Origin of the sequence: Priestia koreensis (genome assembly GCF_001274935.1) — a bacterium.
In the GTDB taxonomy this organism is placed as follows: domain Bacteria; phylum Bacillota; class Bacilli; order Bacillales; family Bacillaceae_H; genus Bacillus_AG; species Bacillus_AG koreensis.
The window spans coordinates 481,082-502,107 of sequence record NZ_LILC01000013.1; the positions used below are offsets into that span (position 1 = coordinate 481,082).

The 21,026-nt window shown below is 38.2% G+C and carries 21 protein-coding genes, 2 pseudogenes and 1 other annotated feature (1 of these 24 cut by a window edge); of the genes and pseudogenes, 14 read left to right on the top strand and 9 right to left on the bottom strand.

From position 1 onward, the window contains the following. Positions 1-55 (bottom strand) — a binding site (T-box leader) (it extends 148 nt beyond the left edge of the window). Positions 56-345: 290 nt separating this feature from the next. The 3 genes from AMD01_RS11645 (at position 346) to AMD01_RS11655 (ending at position 2,166) form a co-directional block, all read left to right on the top strand. Beyond that, a complete protein-coding gene (locus tag AMD01_RS11645; protein ID WP_053401572.1) occupies positions 346-1,425 on the top strand; it encodes an L-dopachrome tautomerase-related protein in 1,080 nt (359 codons plus the stop codon). A gap of 165 nt (positions 1,426-1,590) precedes the next feature. Next, complete coding sequence (locus AMD01_RS11650; RefSeq protein ID WP_053401573.1) at positions 1,591-1,845, top strand: hypothetical protein; 255 nt, start codon at positions 1,591-1,593, stop codon at positions 1,843-1,845. Positions 1,846-1,986: 141 nt separating this feature from the next. Then, the gene (locus AMD01_RS11655) at positions 1,987-2,166 is read left to right on the top strand and encodes a hypothetical protein (protein WP_053401574.1); all 180 of its coding nucleotides are present in this window, start codon (positions 1,987-1,989) and stop codon (positions 2,164-2,166) included. A gap of 192 nt (positions 2,167-2,358) precedes the next feature. Here the strand turns inward: AMD01_RS11655 and AMD01_RS11660 are convergent, their stop codons facing one another. Continuing rightward, complete coding sequence (locus AMD01_RS11660) at positions 2,359-3,243, bottom strand: LysR family transcriptional regulator (RefSeq protein ID WP_053401575.1); 885 nt, start codon at positions 3,241-3,243, stop codon at positions 2,359-2,361. Between the two features lie 145 nt (positions 3,244-3,388). Between AMD01_RS11660 and AMD01_RS11665 the strand changes: the two genes are divergently transcribed. The 6 genes from AMD01_RS11665 (at position 3,389) to AMD01_RS11690 (ending at position 8,673) form a co-directional block, all read left to right on the top strand. After that, positions 3,389-4,135 (top strand): acetoacetate decarboxylase, encoded by a 747-nt coding sequence (locus AMD01_RS11665; RefSeq protein WP_053401576.1) that lies wholly within the window; start codon positions 3,389-3,391, stop codon positions 4,133-4,135. Between the two features lie 13 nt (positions 4,136-4,148). Beyond that, on the top strand, positions 4,149-5,198 hold the full coding sequence (locus tag AMD01_RS11670; RefSeq protein ID WP_053401577.1) for a ketopantoate reductase family protein: 1,050 nt from the start codon (positions 4,149-4,151) through the stop codon (positions 5,196-5,198). Between the two features lie 176 nt (positions 5,199-5,374). Further along, a complete protein-coding gene (locus tag AMD01_RS11675; protein WP_053401578.1) occupies positions 5,375-6,208 on the top strand; it encodes an STAS domain-containing protein in 834 nt (277 codons plus the stop codon). 118 nt (positions 6,209-6,326) lie between these two features. Beyond that, positions 6,327-7,133, top strand: a complete 807-nt coding sequence (lgt, locus tag AMD01_RS11680) for a prolipoprotein diacylglyceryl transferase (RefSeq protein WP_053401579.1) — start codon at positions 6,327-6,329, stop codon at positions 7,131-7,133. Positions 7,134-7,267: 134 nt separating this feature from the next. Further along, the gene (locus AMD01_RS11685) at positions 7,268-7,678 is read left to right on the top strand and encodes a MerR family transcriptional regulator (RefSeq protein ID WP_053401580.1); all 411 of its coding nucleotides are present in this window, start codon (positions 7,268-7,270) and stop codon (positions 7,676-7,678) included. 149 nt (positions 7,679-7,827) lie between these two features. Beyond that, positions 7,828-8,673, top strand: a complete 846-nt coding sequence (locus tag AMD01_RS11690) for an aldo/keto reductase (RefSeq protein WP_053401581.1) — start codon at positions 7,828-7,830, stop codon at positions 8,671-8,673. A 165-nt stretch (positions 8,674-8,838) separates the two neighbouring features. On the opposite strand, the gene AMD01_RS11695 is transcribed toward AMD01_RS11690, so the two are convergent. The 3 genes from AMD01_RS11695 to AMD01_RS11705 are packed head-to-tail and all read right to left on the bottom strand — an operon-like array spanning position 8,839 to position 12,487. Continuing rightward, entirely contained in the window at positions 8,839-9,876 is a 1,038-nt protein-coding gene (locus AMD01_RS11695; protein WP_083446525.1) for an ABC transporter ATP-binding protein, read from the bottom strand. Next, a complete protein-coding gene (locus AMD01_RS11700; protein ID WP_053401582.1) occupies positions 9,873-11,438 on the bottom strand; it encodes an ABC transporter permease in 1,566 nt (521 codons plus the stop codon). Before AMD01_RS11700 ends, AMD01_RS11695 begins: the two co-directional genes overlap by 4 nt. Beyond that, positions 11,438-12,487: an extracellular solute-binding protein gene (locus AMD01_RS11705; protein ID WP_053401583.1), complete on the bottom strand. Its 1,050-nt coding sequence runs from the start codon at positions 12,485-12,487 to the stop codon at positions 11,438-11,440. Before AMD01_RS11705 ends, AMD01_RS11700 begins: the two co-directional genes overlap by 1 nt. Before the next feature lie 348 nt (positions 12,488-12,835). Here AMD01_RS11705 and AMD01_RS11710 point away from each other — a divergent pair, with 348 nt between their 5' ends. Next, positions 12,836-13,345 carry a peroxiredoxin family protein gene (locus AMD01_RS11710; protein WP_053401584.1) on the top strand — a complete coding sequence of 170 codons (510 nt, stop codon included), beginning with the start codon at positions 12,836-12,838 and terminating at the stop codon, positions 13,343-13,345. Between the two features lie 657 nt (positions 13,346-14,002). On the opposite strand, the gene AMD01_RS11715 is transcribed toward AMD01_RS11710, so the two are convergent. From AMD01_RS11715 to AMD01_RS11730, 3 genes are all read right to left on the bottom strand, one after another. Then, positions 14,003-14,860 (bottom strand): hypothetical protein, encoded by an 858-nt coding sequence (locus AMD01_RS11715; protein ID WP_053401585.1) that lies wholly within the window; start codon positions 14,858-14,860, stop codon positions 14,003-14,005. Between the two features lie 1,245 nt (positions 14,861-16,105). Beyond that, the gene (locus AMD01_RS11725; protein ID WP_053401587.1) at positions 16,106-16,762 is read right to left on the bottom strand and encodes a YczE/YyaS/YitT family protein; all 657 of its coding nucleotides are present in this window, start codon (positions 16,760-16,762) and stop codon (positions 16,106-16,108) included. After that, a complete protein-coding gene (locus AMD01_RS11730) occupies positions 16,759-17,199 on the bottom strand; it encodes a GNAT family N-acetyltransferase (RefSeq protein WP_053401588.1) in 441 nt (146 codons plus the stop codon). The genes AMD01_RS11725 and AMD01_RS11730 overlap by 4 nt, the downstream gene beginning before the upstream one ends. 156 nt (positions 17,200-17,355) lie before the next feature. Between AMD01_RS11730 and AMD01_RS11735 the strand changes: the two genes are divergently transcribed. Beyond that, positions 17,356-17,781 (top strand): MarR family winged helix-turn-helix transcriptional regulator, encoded by a 426-nt coding sequence (locus AMD01_RS11735; protein ID WP_053401769.1) that lies wholly within the window; start codon positions 17,356-17,358, stop codon positions 17,779-17,781. 26 nt (positions 17,782-17,807) lie between these two features. On the opposite strand, the pseudogene AMD01_RS24495 reads toward AMD01_RS11735, so the two are convergent. Next, positions 17,808-18,007, bottom strand: a pseudogene (locus tag AMD01_RS24495) (PLP-dependent aminotransferase family protein); the annotation flags it as partial. A gap of 4 nt (positions 18,008-18,011) precedes the next feature. On the opposite strand from AMD01_RS24495, the pseudogene AMD01_RS25030 reads away from it, so the two are divergent. Both AMD01_RS25030 and AMD01_RS11740 read left to right on the top strand, forming a co-directional pair. Further along, positions 18,012-18,188, top strand: a pseudogene (locus AMD01_RS25030) (LysE/ArgO family amino acid transporter); the annotation flags it as partial. 157 nt (positions 18,189-18,345) lie between these two features. Beyond that, a complete protein-coding gene (locus AMD01_RS11740) occupies positions 18,346-19,398 on the top strand; it encodes a ChaN family lipoprotein (protein ID WP_053401589.1) in 1,053 nt (350 codons plus the stop codon). Between the two features lie 278 nt (positions 19,399-19,676). On the opposite strand, the gene AMD01_RS11745 is transcribed toward AMD01_RS11740, so the two are convergent. Further along, positions 19,677-19,862 carry a hypothetical protein gene (locus AMD01_RS11745; RefSeq protein ID WP_053401590.1) on the bottom strand — a complete coding sequence of 62 codons (186 nt, stop codon included), beginning with the start codon at positions 19,860-19,862 and terminating at the stop codon, positions 19,677-19,679. 238 nt (positions 19,863-20,100) lie between these two features. Here AMD01_RS11745 and AMD01_RS11750 point away from each other — a divergent pair, with 238 nt between their 5' ends. Beyond that, on the top strand, positions 20,101-21,024 hold the full coding sequence (locus AMD01_RS11750; protein ID WP_053401591.1) for a helix-turn-helix domain-containing protein: 924 nt from the start codon (positions 20,101-20,103) through the stop codon (positions 21,022-21,024). Positions 21,025-21,026: the final 2 nt, after the last annotated feature.

Here is a 21,026-nt window from a genome sequence, read left to right on the forward strand (position 1 = left end):
GCATCTTCTCTGGAAAGAAATTGACTATTTTACTATTCCTTCTCTACGTTTGTTAGATATTTTTATAAATTTTAAATAATACGTCAATTATTGTCAAGATAAAGTTTTCATATACATGATTTCATTGCTAAATCTCATTTTTAACGTTGCCTGCTATATTTTCGAATTAATCGTTTACTGCTTTTTGTCTATCGATCACTTTTTCGTTTCAATCGGTCATTTCTTTTTGCCTATCGATCATTTTCTCTCGTTTATTAACCATTTTCCTTATCTTGTCGCCCAGGCACCACTATCCATCTCCTCACATATATAAGTTATATCTGCATTTATCGAGGAGGAGTTTTTATGTTGCCAAGCGAGAAGTTTTTTGGGCAGCTTGAGGTTGTTCATACGTTTTCTGGCGCTATGCCAACGGGTGTGACGATATCAGAAACGGGAAGAATGTTCGTCTGTTTTCCAAAGTGGGGTGACGATGTTCCGTTTACGGTCGGAGAAATTGTAAACGGAACGCTAAAAGCCTATCCAAATCTCGAGGTCAATACGAGCAATGATAAAGTTCAGCCTTCCGCTACGTTTATTAGCGTTCAAAGCGTTGTAGCCGATGGAAGAGGCACGCTTTGGGTATTGGACACGGGCTCACCGAACTTTTCAAAGCCGATGAAAGGTGGGGCAAAACTCGTTGCCATTGACTTAAAGTCAAATAAAATAAAGCGCTCGTATACGTTTCAACCAAACGTTGTGCTCGATAAAACCTATTTAAATGACGTACGTATTGACTATCGTGTTGGTAAAGCTGGCTACGCGTACATCACGGATTCAGGATCAGCGGGTATTATTATCGTAGATTTAGAGAACGGGCGCGCTTTTCGCCGCTTAGACGGAGCTAAATCAACTTCACCCGATCCTTACTTTGTTCCAAAAGTAGAAGGAGTACTATTAATGGATCGTAGCAAGGACGGGAAGACGGAGCCGCTGCAAATGGCATCAGACGGTATCGCTATTTCCCCCGATGGTCGAAAGCTGTTCTTTTGTCCCCTTTCAAGTAGGCACCTTTTTGCCATTTCCACAGAGGTGCTAAGAGATCAGCGCATTCTTGATCATGAATTGCTGTATCACGTGGAGTACTGGGGTGAAAAAGGCGCATCAGACGGCATGATTACGGATGCACGCGGCAATATTTATGCAGGTGATTATGAACACAACGCCATTCGTAAAATACGTCCTAATGGAGAAATCGAAACGATTGTCCATACCCCTACTTTGTTATGGCCTGATACCCTCTCGATTGGACCTGATCAATATTTATACGTTATCGTCAATCAGCTTCACCGTCAGGCGCGATTTCACTACGGAAAAGATTTACGCGAAAAACCTTACGCGCTTGTCCGCATCAAAATTGGGCAGAACCCTGCTCCCACATCATAAATGTAGCGTCTACTCTTCTCACCAAAAAGAACGAGCGACAGAAATTTCCTGTCGCTCGTTTGTTGTTTCCCACTACCTAATCTTCTATCACATCTAGCATTTAGGAGTATTAGAAACCATGTCTTAGGGTATTGGATTACTAACTAACAGAAAGGTGGGATAAACGTGCAAAAGTTCGGATTAACCTCTGTTTTAATCCTCGTTCTTTCCGTGTTCATTTACATTGCTTCATTATTTGGACGCACCGTTGAGTTTTTACCCGGAAAAGCGCTTGTTTTTCTTCTTATTCTTTTATCAATTTCAGGTGTGTTATTGGCTTTCAAGTGCACAAAAGGCCAGCTGCAACTTGTCGGTGTTTTAGGCAATGTTCTCGTATTACTTATAGGAGGAGTTATCCCAGTAACTTCAATGTTAATGTAACTTCCCTACTGAACGCTCTACAAAAAAACCAAGCTCAGATCCTCCTAAGCTTGGTTTTTTGCATTCTTTTCTCAATTATCTTTTTCTTCCTTCTTATCTAAAGTAAAATAAGAATGTATTCAAAAAAAGGAGGAATCATTATTGAGTACTTTTAACGTAGGAGATGCTATCTATCAGCTCGTCTTTCTCGCACTTCTCGTATTTGTAATCTACTTCATCGTGACTTTTTTCCGCTCAAATAAGAAGCGAAAAACACAGCTAGATCGTATTGAACAAAAGATTCATGACGTAGAAGAGCGATTAAACAAGCAACAAAACTAATGTTAGAACGATTTATACATTTCCCTCTTCCCCACACCTCTCCTAACAACTAGTTGTCTCCTCTGTTTTGTGAGCGATAGAGAATCCTGGTGGAATAGGCCATTGAAGCTTTTAACCTTTAACTCCCTCTTTTACAAAAAAGGGAGTTTTTACGTTTACGTATACAAAATCTGTTTCTACCCCACCTTACCTTCACGCTTTAAACAAGTGATGATGATCGCTGTAGTATGAAACGATAAAATCCCGAAATGCGCTGACCGCAGAAGATAAACGTTTGTGTTTTAACCATGATAACCCCACTGAGTACGTAGCAGCGCTATCCTTAATTTTAATGTAATTTAACCCGAGCGCCTTGCAAACGGAAATAGGCAGAAGCGCCACTCCCTGATCAAGCTTGATAATTTCCACAAGCAGACTCGAATCGACCTCAAAGGCAATCGTCGGTGTAAATCCTGCTTTTTCGCAAAGCATCGTTGTAAAGTCGCTGTACTCTTCATTATTGGCAAGTGTAATAAAGACCTCATTTGAAACATGACGCAGTGAAATATCGGCTTTTCCTGTTAATCGATGCCCATAAGGCAAGACAAGTACAATATCTTCGTCAATGAGAACATGGCTCTCAATTTCGTCATCTTCAATTGGGTGACCTGTAATCCCAAGGTCAATTTCCCCTTTTTTCAAGCTCGTCATAATTTCATCTCTTATGCCAATCCCTTGAAGAATCTTTGAGTGTGGAAACTCATTAATATATCCACTAATCAGCCCTGTGAGAAATCGTGAATTAGAGATGGATATTTTAATACTATTTAGCTTTTCATGTTCTTCTGCTTTAATCTCCATTTGCGCATTTTCAATTTCTGTAAAAATTCGATTCACATGCTTTAAGAGAATTTTTCCTGATGAACTTAACTGAATGTTTCTTCCTTTTCGATCAAACAAATTCGTCTGTAGCTCATCTTCAAGTCGTTTAATTGTTAAGCTTAGCGATGGCTGCGCGATATTTAATTGTTTGGCGGCTTTTGAAATATGCTCCGTGTAGGCAACCGTTTGGAAGTATTTTAGTTGAAGTAGTTCCACTGCTTTCACCTTTTCATTTATTTTAATAAATATATATATAATTTATTATGTATTAGATTAAATGTAAAATTCGGTGTATGCTATTTCTGAAGAGTTACCAAACATTAAACGATTCATTCAAATGAGAAAGGTGTCCTGTTCTACCATGAAAATTGATGTAAGCAACATTGCCAAAAATCTAACTACACCGTTGACCGCACCTGCTTATCCGATGCCACCCTATAAATTTATTAATCGTGAGTATTTGACGATTACATATCGTACAGATGAAAAAGCGCTTCGTGAAGCTGTTCCGGAACCACTTGAAATAATCGAGCCACTCGTCAAATTCGAAGTGATGTGGATGCCTGATGTGTCTGGGCTTGGCGCTTATACGGAATCCGGTCAAGTGATTCCCGTTCGTTTTAACGGTGAAGAAGGTGACTACATTCATTCAATGTATGTTGATAACTTCCCTGCTATTGCGAGCGGACGTGAACTTACCGCCTATCCGAAAAAGCTTGGCTCACCAAAACTATATATCGATTCTGATACGCTTGTCGGAACACTTGATTACGGAACGATGCGCATCGCAAATGCAACGATGGGCTATAAGCACGTTGAAACAGATAAAGAACAAGCGAAAAAAGAAATTTGTCGTCCGACCTTTATGGTCAAAATGACGACAGACTATGTTGGTAACTTAAGCATTTGTGATTTAGTAAGAACACAAATCACTGACGTTACGATCAAGGAAGCATGGACGGGTCCTGCAAGACTTCAGCTGTTTGAACACGCTCTAGCGCCGCTTGCCGATCTACCCGTGTTAGAAGTTGTTTCAGCATCTCATATCCTTACTGATTTGACGCTAAATGCTGCACAACCTGTTTATAACTATCTAGAGGAAAAATAAGGAGGAAGACAAAATGAGAATTGCTGTTTTAGGTGCTGGTTCATTAGGAACAATCGTTGGTGCGTATTTAGCTGATGGTGGAATGGTCGTCGAGTTAATTGATACCTACGAAGCACATGTAGAAGCGTTGAATACAAGCGGCGCAAACGTGATCGGAACAACGGAATTTCACTCCAACGTAAAAGCGATTACGCCGGAAAACAAATCTGGAACATATGATTTGGTATTACTATTAACAAAGCAACTGTACAACGAAACGATTTTAAGAGAACTACTACCATTTTTACATGATGATAGTGTCGTATGTTCTCTACAGAACGGTATACCTGAGCAAAGCGTTGCATCTGTTGTCGGAGCGGATCGCGTCATTGCGGGCTCTGTTGAATTTGGTGCCACATTTATCGAGCCAGGTGTTTCTAGACTGACAACAGAATATACGCAATTCAAAAAATATGCGTTCCAAATCGGCGAGTTAAACGGAGAAACAACGGAAAGAATTCAGCGTATTAAATCTGCTTTAGACCTTGTGGGCGGTACGCATATCTCAGACAACTTGGTCGGAACAAAATGGTCAAAACTTCTGATCAACAATGCATTTAGCGGATTGTCTGCTGCGCTAAACGGTGAATATGGAGATGTTCTTGATAGCGAAACAGGTATTGTGAGTGCCGTTCATATTGCAGATGAAACGATTAAAGTAGGACATGCCAATCACGTGACGTTTGCGAAAATGAATGGATTTGATATCGCTTCACTCGAACTGACAAGTGACAATGACATCCCCGATCGTGTTCAAACACTTCGTGCAGTCATGGAACCTTCTAGACTACTAAAAGCAAGCATGCTTCAAGATTTAGAAAAGAAACGCAAAACAGAGGTGCAATATATTAATGGCGTTGTTCCAAAAATGGCACAGGGCAAAGAAATTGAAACACCTTTTAATGACTTAGTTGTCACTTTAGTGGAAGAAGCGGAACAATTACAAAACGTACCGACATTCAGCAAAAACATTCAGCCGTTTGAATTACTAATTCGCAGTGCTTCTCCGTCTATAATTAATTAATTAACTAAACCAAGAGCCCCTAGGAAACTAGAGGCTCTTTTATCTCTTAACGATCTTCACTGAAAAACTTCCCCTCTTATCTCAACATCTATAAGACTTACGGTTGGCGCTTTGATCACATGAAGTATATGATGGAATAGGAACAGCAACTAAATACTACGTACCACGGAGGCGCTATGCACAGAAATCAGACGTTATATACTTTTTTAGTAGACAAAATCCCAGAGCTCACAGACAAATGGTACAATTCCTTAAGCAAATGTGGTGATGAAGGCATTTACTCTTCTACTGATCCTATCGTTATCAAGCAGTTAAAGGAACAGCATGATGAATTCCAGCTCCATTTTTGCGAAGTGTTTCTACTCAGCCAACGTGATTTTAACGAGAGGTTTCGTCCATGGATTAAAAAGGTGGCCCAAGATGTGAAGTACCAGCACACTCCTCTTCATCTCGTCGTTCGAGAGTTCATGAAAAATCGCGAGCTCTACTTTACCCTTCTTGACGAATATATTTCCAACCATAAAGAAGACGTCACAGAACCACTAGCACGGGTGTGGGAGCACGTCATTACCTCCACATTTGATGACATCATTTTTGCCTTCTCACAAGAATCTCATCAGGCTGCTCAAATAAGACTAGAGGCACAGCAAGAACTTATTAATGAATTAAGCACCCCCATTATTCATTTGAAGGGGCATAATGCGCTGCTTCCCCTTGTTGGAACAATCGATGATGAACGCGCTAAAATGATTTTAGACAACGTATTGGAACAATGTACAAAAACACAAATTTCCAAGCTGTATATTGATCTATCCGGCGTTGTCATTGTAAATCGAATAGTTGGCCATCAGCTGTTTCAATTAATTGATTCTCTCCGACTAGTTGGAACTGAGACGATTCTTTGCGGAATTCGAGAAGAAATCGCAAAAGGTGCGATTCGTCTTGGCATGGCTTTTGAAGGCATTGATATAAAATCGAGCCTTTCACAAGCGTTGGCATCTCATACTTAACTATTTCTAAAAACAATTGTCTTGTTATGTTTTGGGTTTCGCTATTATTTAAAATTCATTATAATGAATACATACACAACGAAACAATTGTGGCTGCAACACAGAAAGGAGTATTCACTTGTCTGATCAAATTAAACCGTTAAATCCAATTGCTCTTCATTTAGGGCCTTTAGAAATTCATTGGTACGGCGTCATCATTGCCATGGGCGCTTTATTAGGATTAATAATTGCAATCAAGGAAGGTAAAAAAAGGGGCATTAATCCCGATGCTATTATCGATCTTATTATGTTTGCTCTTCCGATTGCTATCATTACCGCACGTATTTATTACGTATCGTTTGAGTGGGGCTATTACAAACAGCATCCGAGCGAAATTATCGCCGTGTGGCACGGAGGAATTGCTATTCACGGGGGCATTATCGGTGCCGTTGTGACTGCAATTGTATTTTGTCGAAAGAAAAATCTTTCGTTTTGGAAGATGGCTGACGTCTTAGCACCAAGCCTCCTTCTAGGACAAGCAATCGGTCGCTGGGGAAATTTTATGAATCAAGAAGCACACGGCGACGCTGTAAGCAGAAGTTTTTTAGAGTCTCTTCACCTACCGAACTTTATTATTAATCAAATGTATATTGACGGAACCTATTATCAACCTACCTTTTTATATGAATCGCTATGGAGCATTGTAGGCGTTATTATCTTACTTTCCCTTCGAAAAGCGAATCTGAAACGCGGCGAGATGTTCCTTACCTACCTTGCATGGTATTCGATTGGCCGCTTTATGGTAGAAGGCATGCGAACGGATAGCCTAATGCTTACGTCACATATTCGCATTGCGCAGCTCGTATCAGCCGTTTGCTTAATTGGTAGTATCATTCTTATGTGGTACCGACGTCGAAACAAAGAGCTTATTTCGTATAATGCTTAAATAAAAGCACATCATGTTGAAGTCATGATGTGCTTTGTTATGATTTAACAGGAAACGTAAATAGATCTCTTAATCACCAATTATTGATACAGTAAGCGTTTAAAAAAAACAACTATTTTTAGGAGGGCATTCTTGTGTATACCGTAAAAGAAGTGGCTAAGCTTCTTGATCTTACTGAACACACCATTCGCTATTATACAGATCAGGGGCTCGTTCCAAGTTTACAGCGTGATAAAAACAACGTTCGATTATTTGATGAAGAATCTATTGGTTGGCTAAAAGGAGCCAAATACCTGAAAGAAAGCGGCATGACTATTGAAGCGATTAAAAATTATATCGATTTATGCCTACAAGGACCATCTACGATTACACAGCGCCACGAAATCCTATTAGAACAAAAAGAGAACGTTCTTCAGCAGTTAAAAGAAGCACAGGATCGAGCAACTTTTATGATCGATAAAGTAAAGCATTATGAAGATATTTTAAATGGGGTAACACCAGATAATATGAATCCAGCAAGTACTTTCCGAAAACAGACAATTTAACTATTAAAGCCATCCAGAGTTTTTTTGATCAATCAATATAAAATCTTACTAAAAGTGTTGACTTCGTGTTACTCGAAGGTGATAGGATTCTTATAGCGCATCAAAATACGATGCTGCTCAACGGAACTGAAAGTAAGGAGGAATTTTGTATGCAACACGTTACTTTAAACAACGGCGTCAAAATGCCAGCAGTAGGATTTGGAGTGTATCAAATTGACGATGCCACACAATGTGAGCAATCCGTCTATGACGCGCTTATGGCTGGGTATCGACTGATTGATACGGCTGCTGCTTATAGAAATGAGGAAGCGGTAGGAAACGCAATTAGACGCAGTGGAATTCCACGAGAAGAAATCTTTATTACCACAAAGCTTTGGATTCAAGACGCTGGGTATGAAAAAGCAAAAAAAGCGTTTCAGAAATCATTAACGCAACTACAAGTCGATTATATTGACTTATATTTAATTCATCAGCCGTTCGGAGATGTGTATGGCTCTTGGCGTGCAATGGAAGAGTTATATGACGAGGGCAAAATTAAAGCGATCGGCGTAAGCAACTTCTACCCAGATCGCCTAGTAGACTTGATTATGCATAATCGAATCGTACCAGCGGTAAATCAGGTCGAAACGCACCCCTTCTGCCAGCAAGTCGAAAGCAATGACGTAATGAAGGAGCACGATGTACAAATTATGTCATGGGGTCCATTTGCGGAAGGAAAAAACAATATCTTTGAAAATGAATTGCTTGTCTCAATAGCTGAAAAGCATCAAAAATCTGTTGCACAAGTCATTCTTCGTTGGCTCAATCAACGAGGGATTGTGGTCATTCCAAAATCCGTTCACAAAGAACGAATTATCGAAAATGCTGACATTATGGACTTCGAATTAAGTCACGAGGACATGCAGTCCATTGCAACGCTCGATACAAAAGAAAGTTTGTTCTTCTCTCATCGAGACCCAAACTTCATTAAAATGCTTCAACAAATAAAGTTTTAAAACTAATGCACAGCATTTTAAAAAAGGGTTGTCCATAGTAGTCCTAGCTACTATGGACAACCCTTTTTCTTTTACTAATTTATATTTTTAAACCCGTTCCATTTATAAAAATGCTTCGTTGTCGCCACAGGTGAGATAAGAAGGCACATTCAAGTTCGATATACATTAATGGCTGTTTTGTTGTTCGTAGATCACCACATCACCGTTTACTCGGAGACCAACTTCGTCGCCTTTTTGCACATTAGGTTTTCCTAACACGCGTATAGAAACCGAACACATGTCGTTCTGTTCTCCAATAGTCATATCAATTAAGGAGTCATGACCAAAATAGGTTGTTTTTAGGACTGTGGCTGTTCTTCCTTCTTCAATCGTTAATTGCTCTGGTCTAATCATAACCGTTACACGAGCGTCTTCCACTGATTTTTGTTGATGTGACAACCGGCCAAGCGGACAATCGACATAGCCATTCTCTGCATGTCCGTCTACAAGTATAGCATCTCCAACAAACGTAGCAACGTTCAGGTCTTTCGGATTGGTATAAATATCGTTTGGCTCGGCAATTTGAATAAGGTCACCATCTCTCATTACCCCAATAATATCTGCCATTGAGAATGCCTCTTCTTGGTCATGAGTAACCATAATCGAGGTTGCATTCGATTTCTCTAACGCATACTTAATATCTTCTCGCAATTTTGCTCGTAATCCTGTGTCCAAGGCGCTAAACGGTTCATCAAGTAATAAAAGCGCAGGGTCAGGTGCGAGTGCACGCGCAAGGGCAACACGCTGCTGCTGACCTCCGGAAAGCTCATGCGGCATGCGCTTCTCAAACCCTTGCATTCCCACAAGCGCAAGCATTTCGAGTACTCGTTCGTTTCGTCTTGAGTTTCGTGGTAACCCGAACGCGACGTTTTGCGCGACTGTTAAATGCGGAAATAACGCCCCTTCTTGTGGCACGTATCCAATTCTCCGTTTCTCCGCTGCGAGATGACGACGTTCGTTAAACACTTCTTGGTCACCGATTTTAATTGCTCCTGAATGAGGAATTTCAAATCCTGCGATGCTTCGTAGCAACGTTGTTTTTCCACATCCTGATGGCCCTAAAATCGCCAGCATTTTCCCCTTTGGCAAGTCAAACGCTACGTTTTTAATCACGTCTACGCCATCAAAGCTTTTTGAAAGATTTTTAATTGATAATGCCGTCATAACGTTTCTCTCCTTTTACTTGAAAACGAGCGCATTGTTAACACATATACAGGTAAGCTCGAAATTAAAATAAGTAGCGCTGCATACGGTGCTGCCGCTGCAAACTCAGAGTTTGATGTGTGTTGCCACACCTTGATAGCGAGTGTATCAACACCTGTTGGTCTCAGTAGCAACGTTGCCGTAAGCTCATTCATAATTTTTAGGCAAACGAGCGCCATACCTGCACCAATTCCCGGAAGAATGAGCGGCAGTGTTACGGTGAAAAAGACCGTAATAGGGCGTTTCCCTAACGTTCTTGCAACTTCTTCAATCCGCTCTGGTGCCTGCTCATAGGAAGCACGGATCGATGATTGAGCAAGTGGAACGTACAGCAGTACATAGGCAACGACTAGTAAAATCGATGTTTGATAAATAGGGTTCATATATCTTACAGCAAAAAAGACAAGCGTTAATCCAATAACAAGACCAGGCAAGCTATGAACGACATAGGGAACGCGTTCTGACAAGACGGACAGTGAGCCTCGGTAACGAAGCGACAGCATCACAAGAGGCAGGGCTACTAGCGCTGTCACTACAGCTCCCCCTAGACCGTAAGATAATGTTGTGAGCAGATTGTGTCCCATCTCTACTAATGGAAATTGAGCAGAAGATCCATTTAAAAGCCAGAAGATTAGTCTTCCAAGTGGAATTCCTACGGCAATTACAGTTAGCGTCAAAAATCCTACAAGCACCAACGGCGCCCAGGCTCCTAGTGATCGCTGTTCCTGCTCGCGGGACACGCCACTTCCGACGGGAGTGTATTTTGCTTTCCCTCTTATATAGAGCTCAAGACCAATAAATAATAAGCATAAAAATAGCAACACGGTCGTTAACATCGCAGCCGAAGCTCCGTTAAAGGCCATCGTATATTGATCAAAAATAGCGGTTGTAAACGTATCAAAACGTAGTAATGACAATGCCCCGAATTCCGCTAACGTGTGCAGAGCAATTAATAATCCTCCCCCAAACAAGGCAGGTCGCATTTGAGGAAAGGTAACGCGCCAAAAGGTTTTCCATGGCCCGTATCCTAACGAATGTGCCACTTCTTCTAACGAAGGATTCATCCCGCGTAGTGCCGCTGCGACTGGTAAATGAACGAGAGGATAACTGTATAGAGTGAGGACGACGAATGCGCCGAAGAACCCTTCAAAAATTGGACTCAGTGACACCCAGCTATAGCTCGAGACAAAAGCTGGAACAGCAAATGGAAGCGTAATAAGTACGTTCCAGACTCGTTTTCCCCACAGGTTTGTGCGTTCAATGAACCAAGCGGTGGCTACGCCAATGACCATCGACGTAATGGTGACGGTAACATCTAACAACAGCGTATTTTTTAAGAGATCATACACGCGCTGGCGAAAAATAAGGTGTATCGCGGTTTCCCAACCTGCTTCACGTGCACGAATGATAATGTATAAGAATGGTAGACAAGCAATGAAAATAAATAAAAAAACAGGTAAAAGGAGCAACAGCGATGTTCTTCGCTGCGGCCCCTTTCCCTTAAATAGCTCGACTAGCTTCATTATAATAACCCGACTTCTTGAAGAAGTTCTAATGCTTGTTCACCATCAGAATATTTCCCTAAGTCTAGCGTATTTTTAGGCGGGTTCAATTCAGAAAAAGGCTTCATTCCTTTTGTATCAACGTTCGCATTTAACGGATACTGTGAGCTCGCTTCTGTTAATGCTTGCTGCCCCTTCACATCTGTCGCGAATTCCATGAATTTTTGTGCGTCTTTCTTATTATCACTCGCTTTTACGATTGCTGCTCCGGATAATGAAATCATATCGCCAATATCTCCATTACCGAAGTAGTACAGCTTGGAATTCATGTTGTCTGCGCCTTTTTCCTTCGCTTCATTATCCCAGTAGTAATTGTTAATAAGCGCAACGCCGACCTCACCTTTTTCAACTGCATCTAACGCCATTTTGTTGTTTTTGTATTGCTTCCCGTATGTTTGTAATCCTTCTAACCAATCTTTTGTTTTATCTTTCCCGTACAGCTTAATCATGGCAGAAATTTGATTTGTGAATGCCCCACTCGTCGGAACGAATGCCACTTTTTGCTTCCATTCTGGTTTCGCAAAATCAAATACGGACTTTGGAAGCTCGCTCTCTTTTACTTCTTTCGGATTGTATGCGACAACACGAGAGCGTGCGAGTAATCCGACCCATTTCCCGTCTGGATCTTCATATTGCTTGTCCACATTACTCAGTGCTTTGGAATCCGTTTTTTCTAATAAGTTTTGTTCACCCAGCATCACAAGCGGAGCCGTTTCTTCTGTAAAAATAATATCCGCAGGTGAGTTTTTCCCTTCTTCTGCTACTTGATGAGCAAGTTCATTACTAGACCCTTCGCGAACTTTTACTTTAATGCCCGTTTCTTTTGTAAAATCTTTCGCTAGCGCATCCGTTACTTCTTTATGCTGACCGCTATAAATCGTTAACGTATGTGTTTCTTTTTTATCACCTGAACTTTGGTCACTGCCATTTCCGCACGCAGCGAGTCCACCTGCTAACACGACTGATGCAGCTGCAATAGCCCATTTTTTTGCGTATGTATGTACTTTCATGTCTACGTCCTCCTAAGTCCTTATGTAAGTTTATTAGTATGTAAAATAGTTGTACGTAATCCATCATGAAACGAAATCAGTACTGATATTGATAATTATTATCACTTATAAGTATAAAGAAGAAGATGTCTGACGTCAATGATTAATTGAAAAAGATTCTCATTCGCAAAGGCCTCTCTTTATTCGAAGCGTTCTTTTTGCACATTAAAGGCTAAAAGCGACCTAACTTTATCCCTATTCCCTGCCACCTCTTATTGTTAAAACGTCTTCCACATCATTTCGAGCACATCGGATGGTTTGCACCTCGTTCAATTACGGGTACTACTAAAACAAAGGAGTGAATTAAACATGACAAAATTTCAATTAGGCGACAAAATCCCATCCTTTACTCTTCCAACGGTAACAGGAGAAACGTTTTCTTTTAGCGAACACCAGGACAAGCATCAAAGCTGGCACCTTATCGTGTTCTTCCGAGGATCTTGGTGTCCGGTTTGTAAAAGTGAGCTAAACGACCTTGAGGAAAGCAAAGGATTCTTTGAAGGCGAAAACGTCCATTTAATTACGATTTCTAGTGAGAAGTTAGACAGCTTAAAGAGCTTTTCAGAAGAAGAAAACTTATCGTTCACAATGCTATCAGATGAGAGCTTAGAAGCGATTAATTCATTTGACGTGTATTACCACGGTGAAGATGCGCCGTACGAGGATCACGGTGCTCACGGAGAGCCCGCTTACTTCCTTGTTGATGAAAAAGGAAAACTACTATATCAGCAGCGCCAGACAGGCCCATTCGGTCGCCCTTCAACAACAGAGCTTCGTAAGATTGTTAAGTACATTAAAAAGAACTTAAAATCAGACTAACGGCATTTATGGTCGTGCACAAAAGCGCTCATTCCCTTTTCGGAGAATGAGCGCTTTTGTTGTGTTGATGATCGGATCTCAAGCCACGGTGCCTTTTATCACGTTTTATTTGAGAGATCATCAAGGTTTTTCATGTTCGTTGCAGAATAGTAAAAAGAAGAATTGAAAAACACATGAGGCGGAGGATAATGGAATGATGACAAAAGGCGACATCGTTAAGCAAACGATAGTTTAGTTAGAACGTTGTCAATAACAATTACAAAAACAGAAGCCCCAAGAGCAGAATCCCCAATCCAAGGAAGACCATTCAATAAATCATTTTTGACCGCAATACCACCGAAAATACGGTTTGAAATGGATTAGGTATGATACAAGTGGGAAGATCCTCTCTTTCCTATTCTCTTATCCCTCTACCAACAACGTTTAAAAATGGAACAAATAAAAAAAAGCTAGCATTCAGATAGGTTAGATTCTGTCAGTTTAGCGTCTCTAGAATAATCAGCTATTAAAGGTTCTTCTTCTGTGTACATTCATCATTAATTACTACTAGATGCTGCATCACCGCTAACATCCTATACTCCCTATTTTATCTACCTGTTCAAGGATCAATGCCCTCAATGTTTCCATTCATTCTTCACGTAAAATACAATTGAGTTTTTATTGCGCGATTTTTTCGATTTCCATCTTAGCTATTTTTTGAGGATTATGAATCTGTAACCACTTTTCAGCCTCATTGATCATCCAATCCCCAAATTGATTTAAGAAACGCATGATTTTATATGTATCACTTATTGGGTCAATGGCGTACTGAACGGCTTGTTTCATTTCAGAATCATGCTCGGGATAATAATGAGAGAACAATTGATATGCTGGGAATAAATCTCTTGTATATTTGTTTTCTTCTTCTATCACAAGGGCAAGACCTGCTCTAACGATAATTTTCATAATCCACCCGCAGCAATCTAAAATGTCGTTACGATCCTCATTATCATAAAGGTCTTTTCTGGCAAGCGTGATTTGATCTTTTAGGTGAAATAAATGTTCGTTCCCGAGTGTTTTATCTACTTTATAATGAGGTAAGCGAACGCTTAAATCGTCTCCATACACACAAATACTGTGCGTTTTAACCATAAAAGGAATAATTGAAAATCGATTGGTCTGTAAAATATCGTCAATGTAATAGAAGCTAAGTTCTACTCCTTTGACACATTTATACTTATCGTTTAATTCTTGTTCAACCTTGTCTCTCCATCCTAAATCAATGTCTTCCACTCTTTTATTGAGGATGGCTATTGTGTCTATGTCTGAAACATTCACAATTCCTAATCCACGTGGAATGGATCCTCTAACATATACACTATGTAGCTCATTCCCTAAGTAAAGTCTATATGTTTCTAAAACTGCATCAACAACCTGTTGAAATTCATTGTTAATGTTTGCAGTACTTGAGTCGTTCATAATAAATCCATGATCATCAGTCTGACAAAAACGCCCAATGTGTTTAATTTGAGTCATCTTATCTCCCCCTGTAACTTCTTGTTTGAAAGAAATTAATCTTTACTCCAACGTTTCCCTTCCCCGTCTCCCCAAATATTTTTTCAACTTTACCGGATTAAACGAGCAAGTACGCCCCTCTAAAATATTGGTGAAAGATACTTATGAATGATAGTCAGCAAGTACATTACACAATTGTTATTAATCTAAAAACATAAAAAAACTCGGCATAAATCAACCAAGTTTTTGTCGGTAATTACGTCTATAAATCTTCTCGGCAATAAAACTTACTACTAATCCAATTATGATCGGAGTTAGCGCCCCTACTGAAAGAAAAAATTCCCTTTCATTATTTGTGTATTCGTATTGAAACATTAATAACGGAATAGTAAAAATAGAACCAAGCAAGTACAGGAAGGCTGTTGATATTGTAAAAGACCCAAAACCGACTATAAAACTCTTTACTTTCATTCAAACTCACCTCTTAATTAGATAGTAAAAATTTTTCTTGTTACAAATATAATATCCATCTTTTGGATTAAAAAGCAAGAATTGTTTAGAAAAGAAAAAACAATAACACTTCTTTATTCATTAGAGTTTGGGAAATAGTGAAAGACATGAAAAGAAAGCCATAAAAAAAGTGAAAGAGGACACAGATAAGGTGGCCTTTTTCACTTTTCGTTTTTATTATATTCAACTTTTATTTATAAGTTCATTTATGGCTACTGAGGATTTTTTGAGGTCATCATAGTAATCTATTCTTTTGCTCCCCAAGAAGATGAGTTGTATGCTATCGCTGCCTTTTAAACAGCAGACCTTTAAATCATCCTATCCATCTTTTTGAAATATGTAACTAATCTCTACTGTATTGTATAAACACAGGACTTTAAATTTTTCTTCAATAAAAGAGAGAATCATATTCCTTCTCATCATTTTTAACAGAGGAAGAGAGTAATAAAAGTCGAAAATTCCAGTAAATATAGTTAAACTAATTGTATCATAGCTTCTGTTGATCACGTCTTAATAGATTTAATATTCGGAATAATTAAGGAGAACTAGTACTTCCCTTAAAGGATATTGCTGAGAGGTTTATTTTATAGTAGTTGTAATTTTATATAGATTATTTAACAACTGATCAAGAAATTGGATAATCAAAAGTATGTCTTCGATCGTACACCTCTTCTTTACTCGTGCGTACTCATACACTCTCTAGTCTCCTTTATTCTCTCCATTAAGTGTACTTTCTAAATAAACAGTAAAATCCTTCTAAATAGAATGGTTTTTATTCAATTTATATTTTCTTTTGTTAGTTGTGTTCAATATGGTTACTAGTCTTGCACTATATGGCATAAAGAAATTTAATATAATGCCTCCAAAGCAGACAGTCATTAAAGTTCCTACGGATATAGGTCCATTAAAAACTAGGGCCATAAAAATGAAGAAAAAGTTAATGAGCGTCCGCGAAAATAATATATTTGTTCTAGTCAATCTTTTTAAAATTATCATTAAACGGTCAATAGGAATAGGTGCAAGGTTCGTTTGGAGATAAATAGACGTCCCTAACATCGCTATAACCAACCCGCACCCAAAACAACCAATTTTATAAAACCATAGCTCAAATGCCAAGCTATGAAGTAAAAACAGCCAACTATCAATACAAATGCCTGTTATAAATGCAGTCAATAAGCCGAAAACTTCAGGCCTTTTTTTCTGTAGTAAAGCATTGCAGCATATCATTATGAGAGCTATGATAATTTCCCAGGCTCCTACAGTAAGACCGACATTCAAAGACAATCCCACCAAAAGCGCATCAAATGGAGAAGTTCCAAAATCTGATTGTATGGTTAAAGCAATGCCCAAAGCTAGGATTACAATTCCTAAAAGATAGATTATATATTGGTTGATTCGTGATGATTGTATCATTTGTCAACTAAGCTTTTTGACATTAAAATATGTGGAATTCCGTCTTCCACGAATACATCTGAGGAAACTTGATATCCTAGCTTTTGATAAAACCCTTCTGCTTGAGTTTGTCCATGTAACTTCACATATGTTACTTCCTCTTCTCTTGCAATTTCTTCAAGTGATTTGATGATTTCTTTTCCCAAACCAAATTTTCGATAGGATTTTAATATGCAAATTCTTTCTAACTTACCTACCCCGTTTAAAATTCTAATTCTACCAGTTCCAGCTATTTTTTCATTATAATAAACCAATATGTGCTCACACTGGGTATCTAGCTTATCGAACTCATCAAATTCATCTTCTAATGGTACGCCTTGCTCTTCCACGAATACTTGAGTCCTTATTTTAAACGCTATACTTAAATCATTTTGAGTAGTGATTTTCTTTACCAGCAATTTTTTCAGCCCTTTCTAGGATTTATTTTTGTAGACAATTCAGTCATAATTAAACCAACTTTTAAAAATTATAAACTAAATCTTTTTTGTTGTAAATACAACAAAAAAAAAGAAAGAAAGGTGGATGTATCATTGGAGATTCTACGGGAAATCGGGATGATAGCAAGAGCATTGGACTCTATTAGTAATATTGAATTCAAAGAATATGACCTCACGAAAGGACAATATTTATATTTAGTACGAATAGTTGAAAATCCAGGAATTATACAGGATAGATTAGCAGAAATGATCAAGGTAGACAGAACAACAGCAGCTCGGGCCGTTAAAAAACTTGAAATGCAAGGCTTTATAGTAAAAAGAGATGATGATGTTAATAAAAAGATAAAAAAGCTTTTTCCAACTAAAAAGGGTGAGAATGTTTATTCATTTTTAAAAAGAGAGGGTGAGTATTCCAATAAAGTTGCACTATCTGGGTTCTCAAATGAAGAAGCAGACATAATCCTTCAACTTCTTCAACGCGTCAGGGAAAATATAGATGTAGAGTGGCATTTCGTTAAGGGAGGAAACAGAAGGGAATATTGAATAGATTTTCGGTTATGTAAATTGTATTTTGATTGCTTTCGAAGTGTGATCAAATGCTTTTCGTATAAACCGAATGATATCCAGTATGCAACGATTTCCTGAGAAAAGGCGCTATATCATAATCTGTTTGCATTTTAATATCAGCTAATCGATCAGGTACAACGACCCATCCGATCCGTAATCCCTGTCTCAACGTGTTGGATGCGCTACCGATATAAAGAACTTGTCTCGTTATTTTTACAATCGCATGTATCACAGTATCTTAGGTTTGGTTCTTTGGGTTAACTCTTGTAGGTATAATCATAAAAAAGATGGATGGTACAGGAGGTTTAATGAAGATATTTAATACATGCTCCGCCCTTTTTATCTGGGGAACCGCTATTTATCTTTTGAATGGATTAATATAACGACTTTTTTAGCAGTAAATTTCGGTCTACTTAAACCTGCATTCTCTAGTACAATTCTGGGTGTTCTTATGAAACCCTGTGACTCAAGACATGTAAGAAATAGAATATTAACTGCTGGTAAACGCGAGTAGAATAACTTATTACAAGGGGGATGGAAATGAAATCACAATTAATGAACCATTTAAAGGAAAACCTGTTATCTCCAGAAAAATACGTAATCAAAAAGTGCAAAAAATATCCTATTGTCTTATTAGCAGAAAGACATGCCGTGAAGCAGAATTTAGATTTTGTAAATAAAATGATTCCAGCATTATATAATGCTGGTATTTATCATTTAGGAATGGAATTCGGCGCGAGCGAAGATCAAGATGCGTTAGATGAACTGATAACGGGGGAAACCTTTGATGAAGAGTTAGCAAAAAAGCTAATTTTTAATTATAACGTAAAATGGCCTTATAAAGAATATTGGGAGTTGTACCGCGCTGCATGGGAGCTAAACTCGAAGGTTGGAAAAGGTGCTCAGAAATTTCGAATTCTCAATTTAAGTTATAAGTACAATTGGAAAGAGTTCTCGGGCGTTCGCACACCACAAAGTTGCTCAAAGATTTTCCACAAGGGGAATATAGAAAAATATCGCTTTCACCTCATCGAAAAGGAAATAATGGATAAAAATGAGCGCATATTAATTCTTACTGGAACCATACATGCATTAACAAGGTATCACTATCCTCAATATGATGAAACAGCTTCTAACTTTATTCGTTTCAATGATGGCTTTTTAGGTAACTTAATTTATCAAAAATATCCTAGCCATGTTTTTTCTATTCTATTGCATCAGCGATTTTCAGATAAAGAAAGTCTTATTGAAGATCGATCCCCTGCAAACGGCCAGATTGAAGAATTAATAACTGAATTTGATCACGTCGTTCCAATGGGCTTTGATCTAATAGATACAGTGATGGGAGAATTAAAAGATGATAGCTATTATTCAACAGGTTACTCCGATTTTCGTTTAAAAGATCTGTTTGATGGTTACCTTTTCCTTTCCCCACTAAACAAATTAAAAGGTTGTACCGTTGATCCTCACTTTCTTAACAGACAGCTATTTTTAGATGTTCAAGTTAATTATCCTGACAAAGACTGGGCAAGAGTTCCTGAAACACAAGAAGAGTATTGGCAAGAAGTTAATAGCTATGTAGCAAGGGTGTAGGTAGATCATTGTTGGTATATTAGACGAATTATTCTGTGCATCATTACCGAATTCACAATAAATAACCATCTCCCCTATTAGGGAGATGGTTATTATCAGAAGGCTAGTTAAAATACCTTAAAGCCTCATTGAGAAATCTATTATTTAACCTCACGTTCAAAGGCTATTGAGTTATATCTAGCAATATTTCTTTCTTACTCCCGTTTGTACTTAGGAAAGATCTCACCTAAATTTCCTACTATGTAATATGGGGATAATCTATCCAAACACAATACAAATTAATGCTTAAACGGAAGTTCGTCGTCTCCTAGTAAGGTTATAGAACCATTTAAATCTACTCCTAACGCTACCTCATGAAAAGTAGAAGCTGTGCTTACTTCATGAGCCTTGCTGTAACTGTTGTCTACTACACCAAAAATCACCAATCCCAATAACAAGTTCGTACATACTAATAGCTTTTTCAATTAATATCGCCCCTTCAATAATTATGGTTTTAATTAACGTAAAGGTGTCTAATCAATGCAGCTAATCCTTAAGTAAAATATACCATATTTTAACCATATTTCTTCCAACTATTAATATTAAAATCCTTATATGATCGATCGTCTTCACAATAGATATTTTACATATATTTCACATCAATGGAAATGAAGTGTGGTAAAATATGTGTATCATAAAAGTCTTTGATATGAGGTGTTCAAAATGGATCCCTATGTTGATATTGCCATTGGAAGTACTATTAAAGGTTTAAGGGTTTCTTCAGGTATCTCACAAAAGGAACTCTCCGAAGGAGTATGTACACAATCCCTAATAAGTCAAATAGAGAGTGGAAATAATATTCCCAACTCTATTTTACTGAAGCAGATAGCCGAGAAATTGGGGATTACATTAGATGGTTTATTACTTATGTCCGAATACCCTAAGTTTGACCACTTTGTGGAAGTTGAATCCAAATTGATAAAGCTTATTGAGTCTAATAATTACAAACAAGCATTAGAGATGATTGAATATGAAAAAGAAAATGTGTCTAGTAAAAATGGAAAAGTCAAGCAGTTCTTTTTATGGGCCGAAGGTGTATGTCAGTATTATTTAAATAACAACTTTGTACTAGCAATGGACCTTTTAAAAGAAGCGTTGAGTGCTTCTAGCAATCTTGTCTTTTCATATCAAGATGCTAAAATACTCAATAGCCAAGGTATTTTATATGCACAAGAAAAATTATTAGAAGAATCTGTTGAAACTTTTAAGATCATTTTAGCTACAAATAAAAAACTCTCGCCTTATGTTGTGTCCCTTTCACCTTTGTTACCAAAAGTTTATTACAATCTGTCAAAGGTTTTTACTATTCAAGGCTACTACGAAGAATCTATTGAATATTGTCAAGAAGGGATAAAATACAGTAAAAACATGGAATCTATTGCTGATCTTGGTGAATTGTTTTTTCAAATAGGCATAAATTACGAGAAGTTAGAAAAATATAACGAATCATTAATATGGTTAACAAAGTCTCAAGATATTTTTGAACTAAAGGTGAGCGATTACGAGCTTTTATCGGTAATTACAAATAAAATTCATGAAGTCAACACATTGTTAAGTGAAAGATTAAACCACCAATTTAACAGGTAGAG

Coding starts and splice junctions, on each gene's coding strand:
- AMD01_RS11695 (WP_083446525.1), bottom strand. CDS start 9,876: ATGACGGCATTATCAATTAAAAATCTTTCAAAAAGCTTTGATGGCGTA.
- AMD01_RS11690 (WP_053401581.1), top strand. CDS start 7,828: ATGCAACACGTTACTTTAAACAACGGCGTCAAAATGCCAGCAGTAGGA.
- AMD01_RS11750 (WP_053401591.1), top strand. CDS start 20,101: ATGGATCCCTATGTTGATATTGCCATTGGAAGTACTATTAAAGGTTTA.
- AMD01_RS11710 (WP_053401584.1), top strand. CDS start 12,836: ATGACAAAATTTCAATTAGGCGACAAAATCCCATCCTTTACTCTTCCA.
- AMD01_RS11725 (WP_053401587.1), bottom strand. CDS start 16,762: ATGATACAATCATCACGAATCAACCAATATATAATCTATCTTTTAGGA.
- AMD01_RS11665 (WP_053401576.1), top strand. CDS start 3,389: ATGAAAATTGATGTAAGCAACATTGCCAAAAATCTAACTACACCGTTG.
- AMD01_RS11715 (WP_053401585.1), bottom strand. CDS start 14,860: ATGACTCAAATTAAACACATTGGGCGTTTTTGTCAGACTGATGATCAT.
- AMD01_RS11740 (WP_053401589.1), top strand. CDS start 18,346: ATGAAATCACAATTAATGAACCATTTAAAGGAAAACCTGTTATCTCCA.
- AMD01_RS11705 (WP_053401583.1), bottom strand. CDS start 12,487: ATGAAAGTACATACATACGCAAAAAAATGGGCTATTGCAGCTGCATCA.
- AMD01_RS11645 (WP_053401572.1), top strand. CDS start 346: ATGTTGCCAAGCGAGAAGTTTTTTGGGCAGCTTGAGGTTGTTCATACG.
- AMD01_RS11735 (WP_053401769.1), top strand. CDS start 17,356: ATGATAGCAAGAGCATTGGACTCTATTAGTAATATTGAATTCAAAGAA.
- AMD01_RS11700 (WP_053401582.1), bottom strand. CDS start 11,438: ATGAAGCTAGTCGAGCTATTTAAGGGAAAGGGGCCGCAGCGAAGAACA.
- AMD01_RS11670 (WP_053401577.1), top strand. CDS start 4,149: ATGAGAATTGCTGTTTTAGGTGCTGGTTCATTAGGAACAATCGTTGGT.
- AMD01_RS11675 (WP_053401578.1), top strand. CDS start 5,375: ATGCACAGAAATCAGACGTTATATACTTTTTTAGTAGACAAAATCCCA.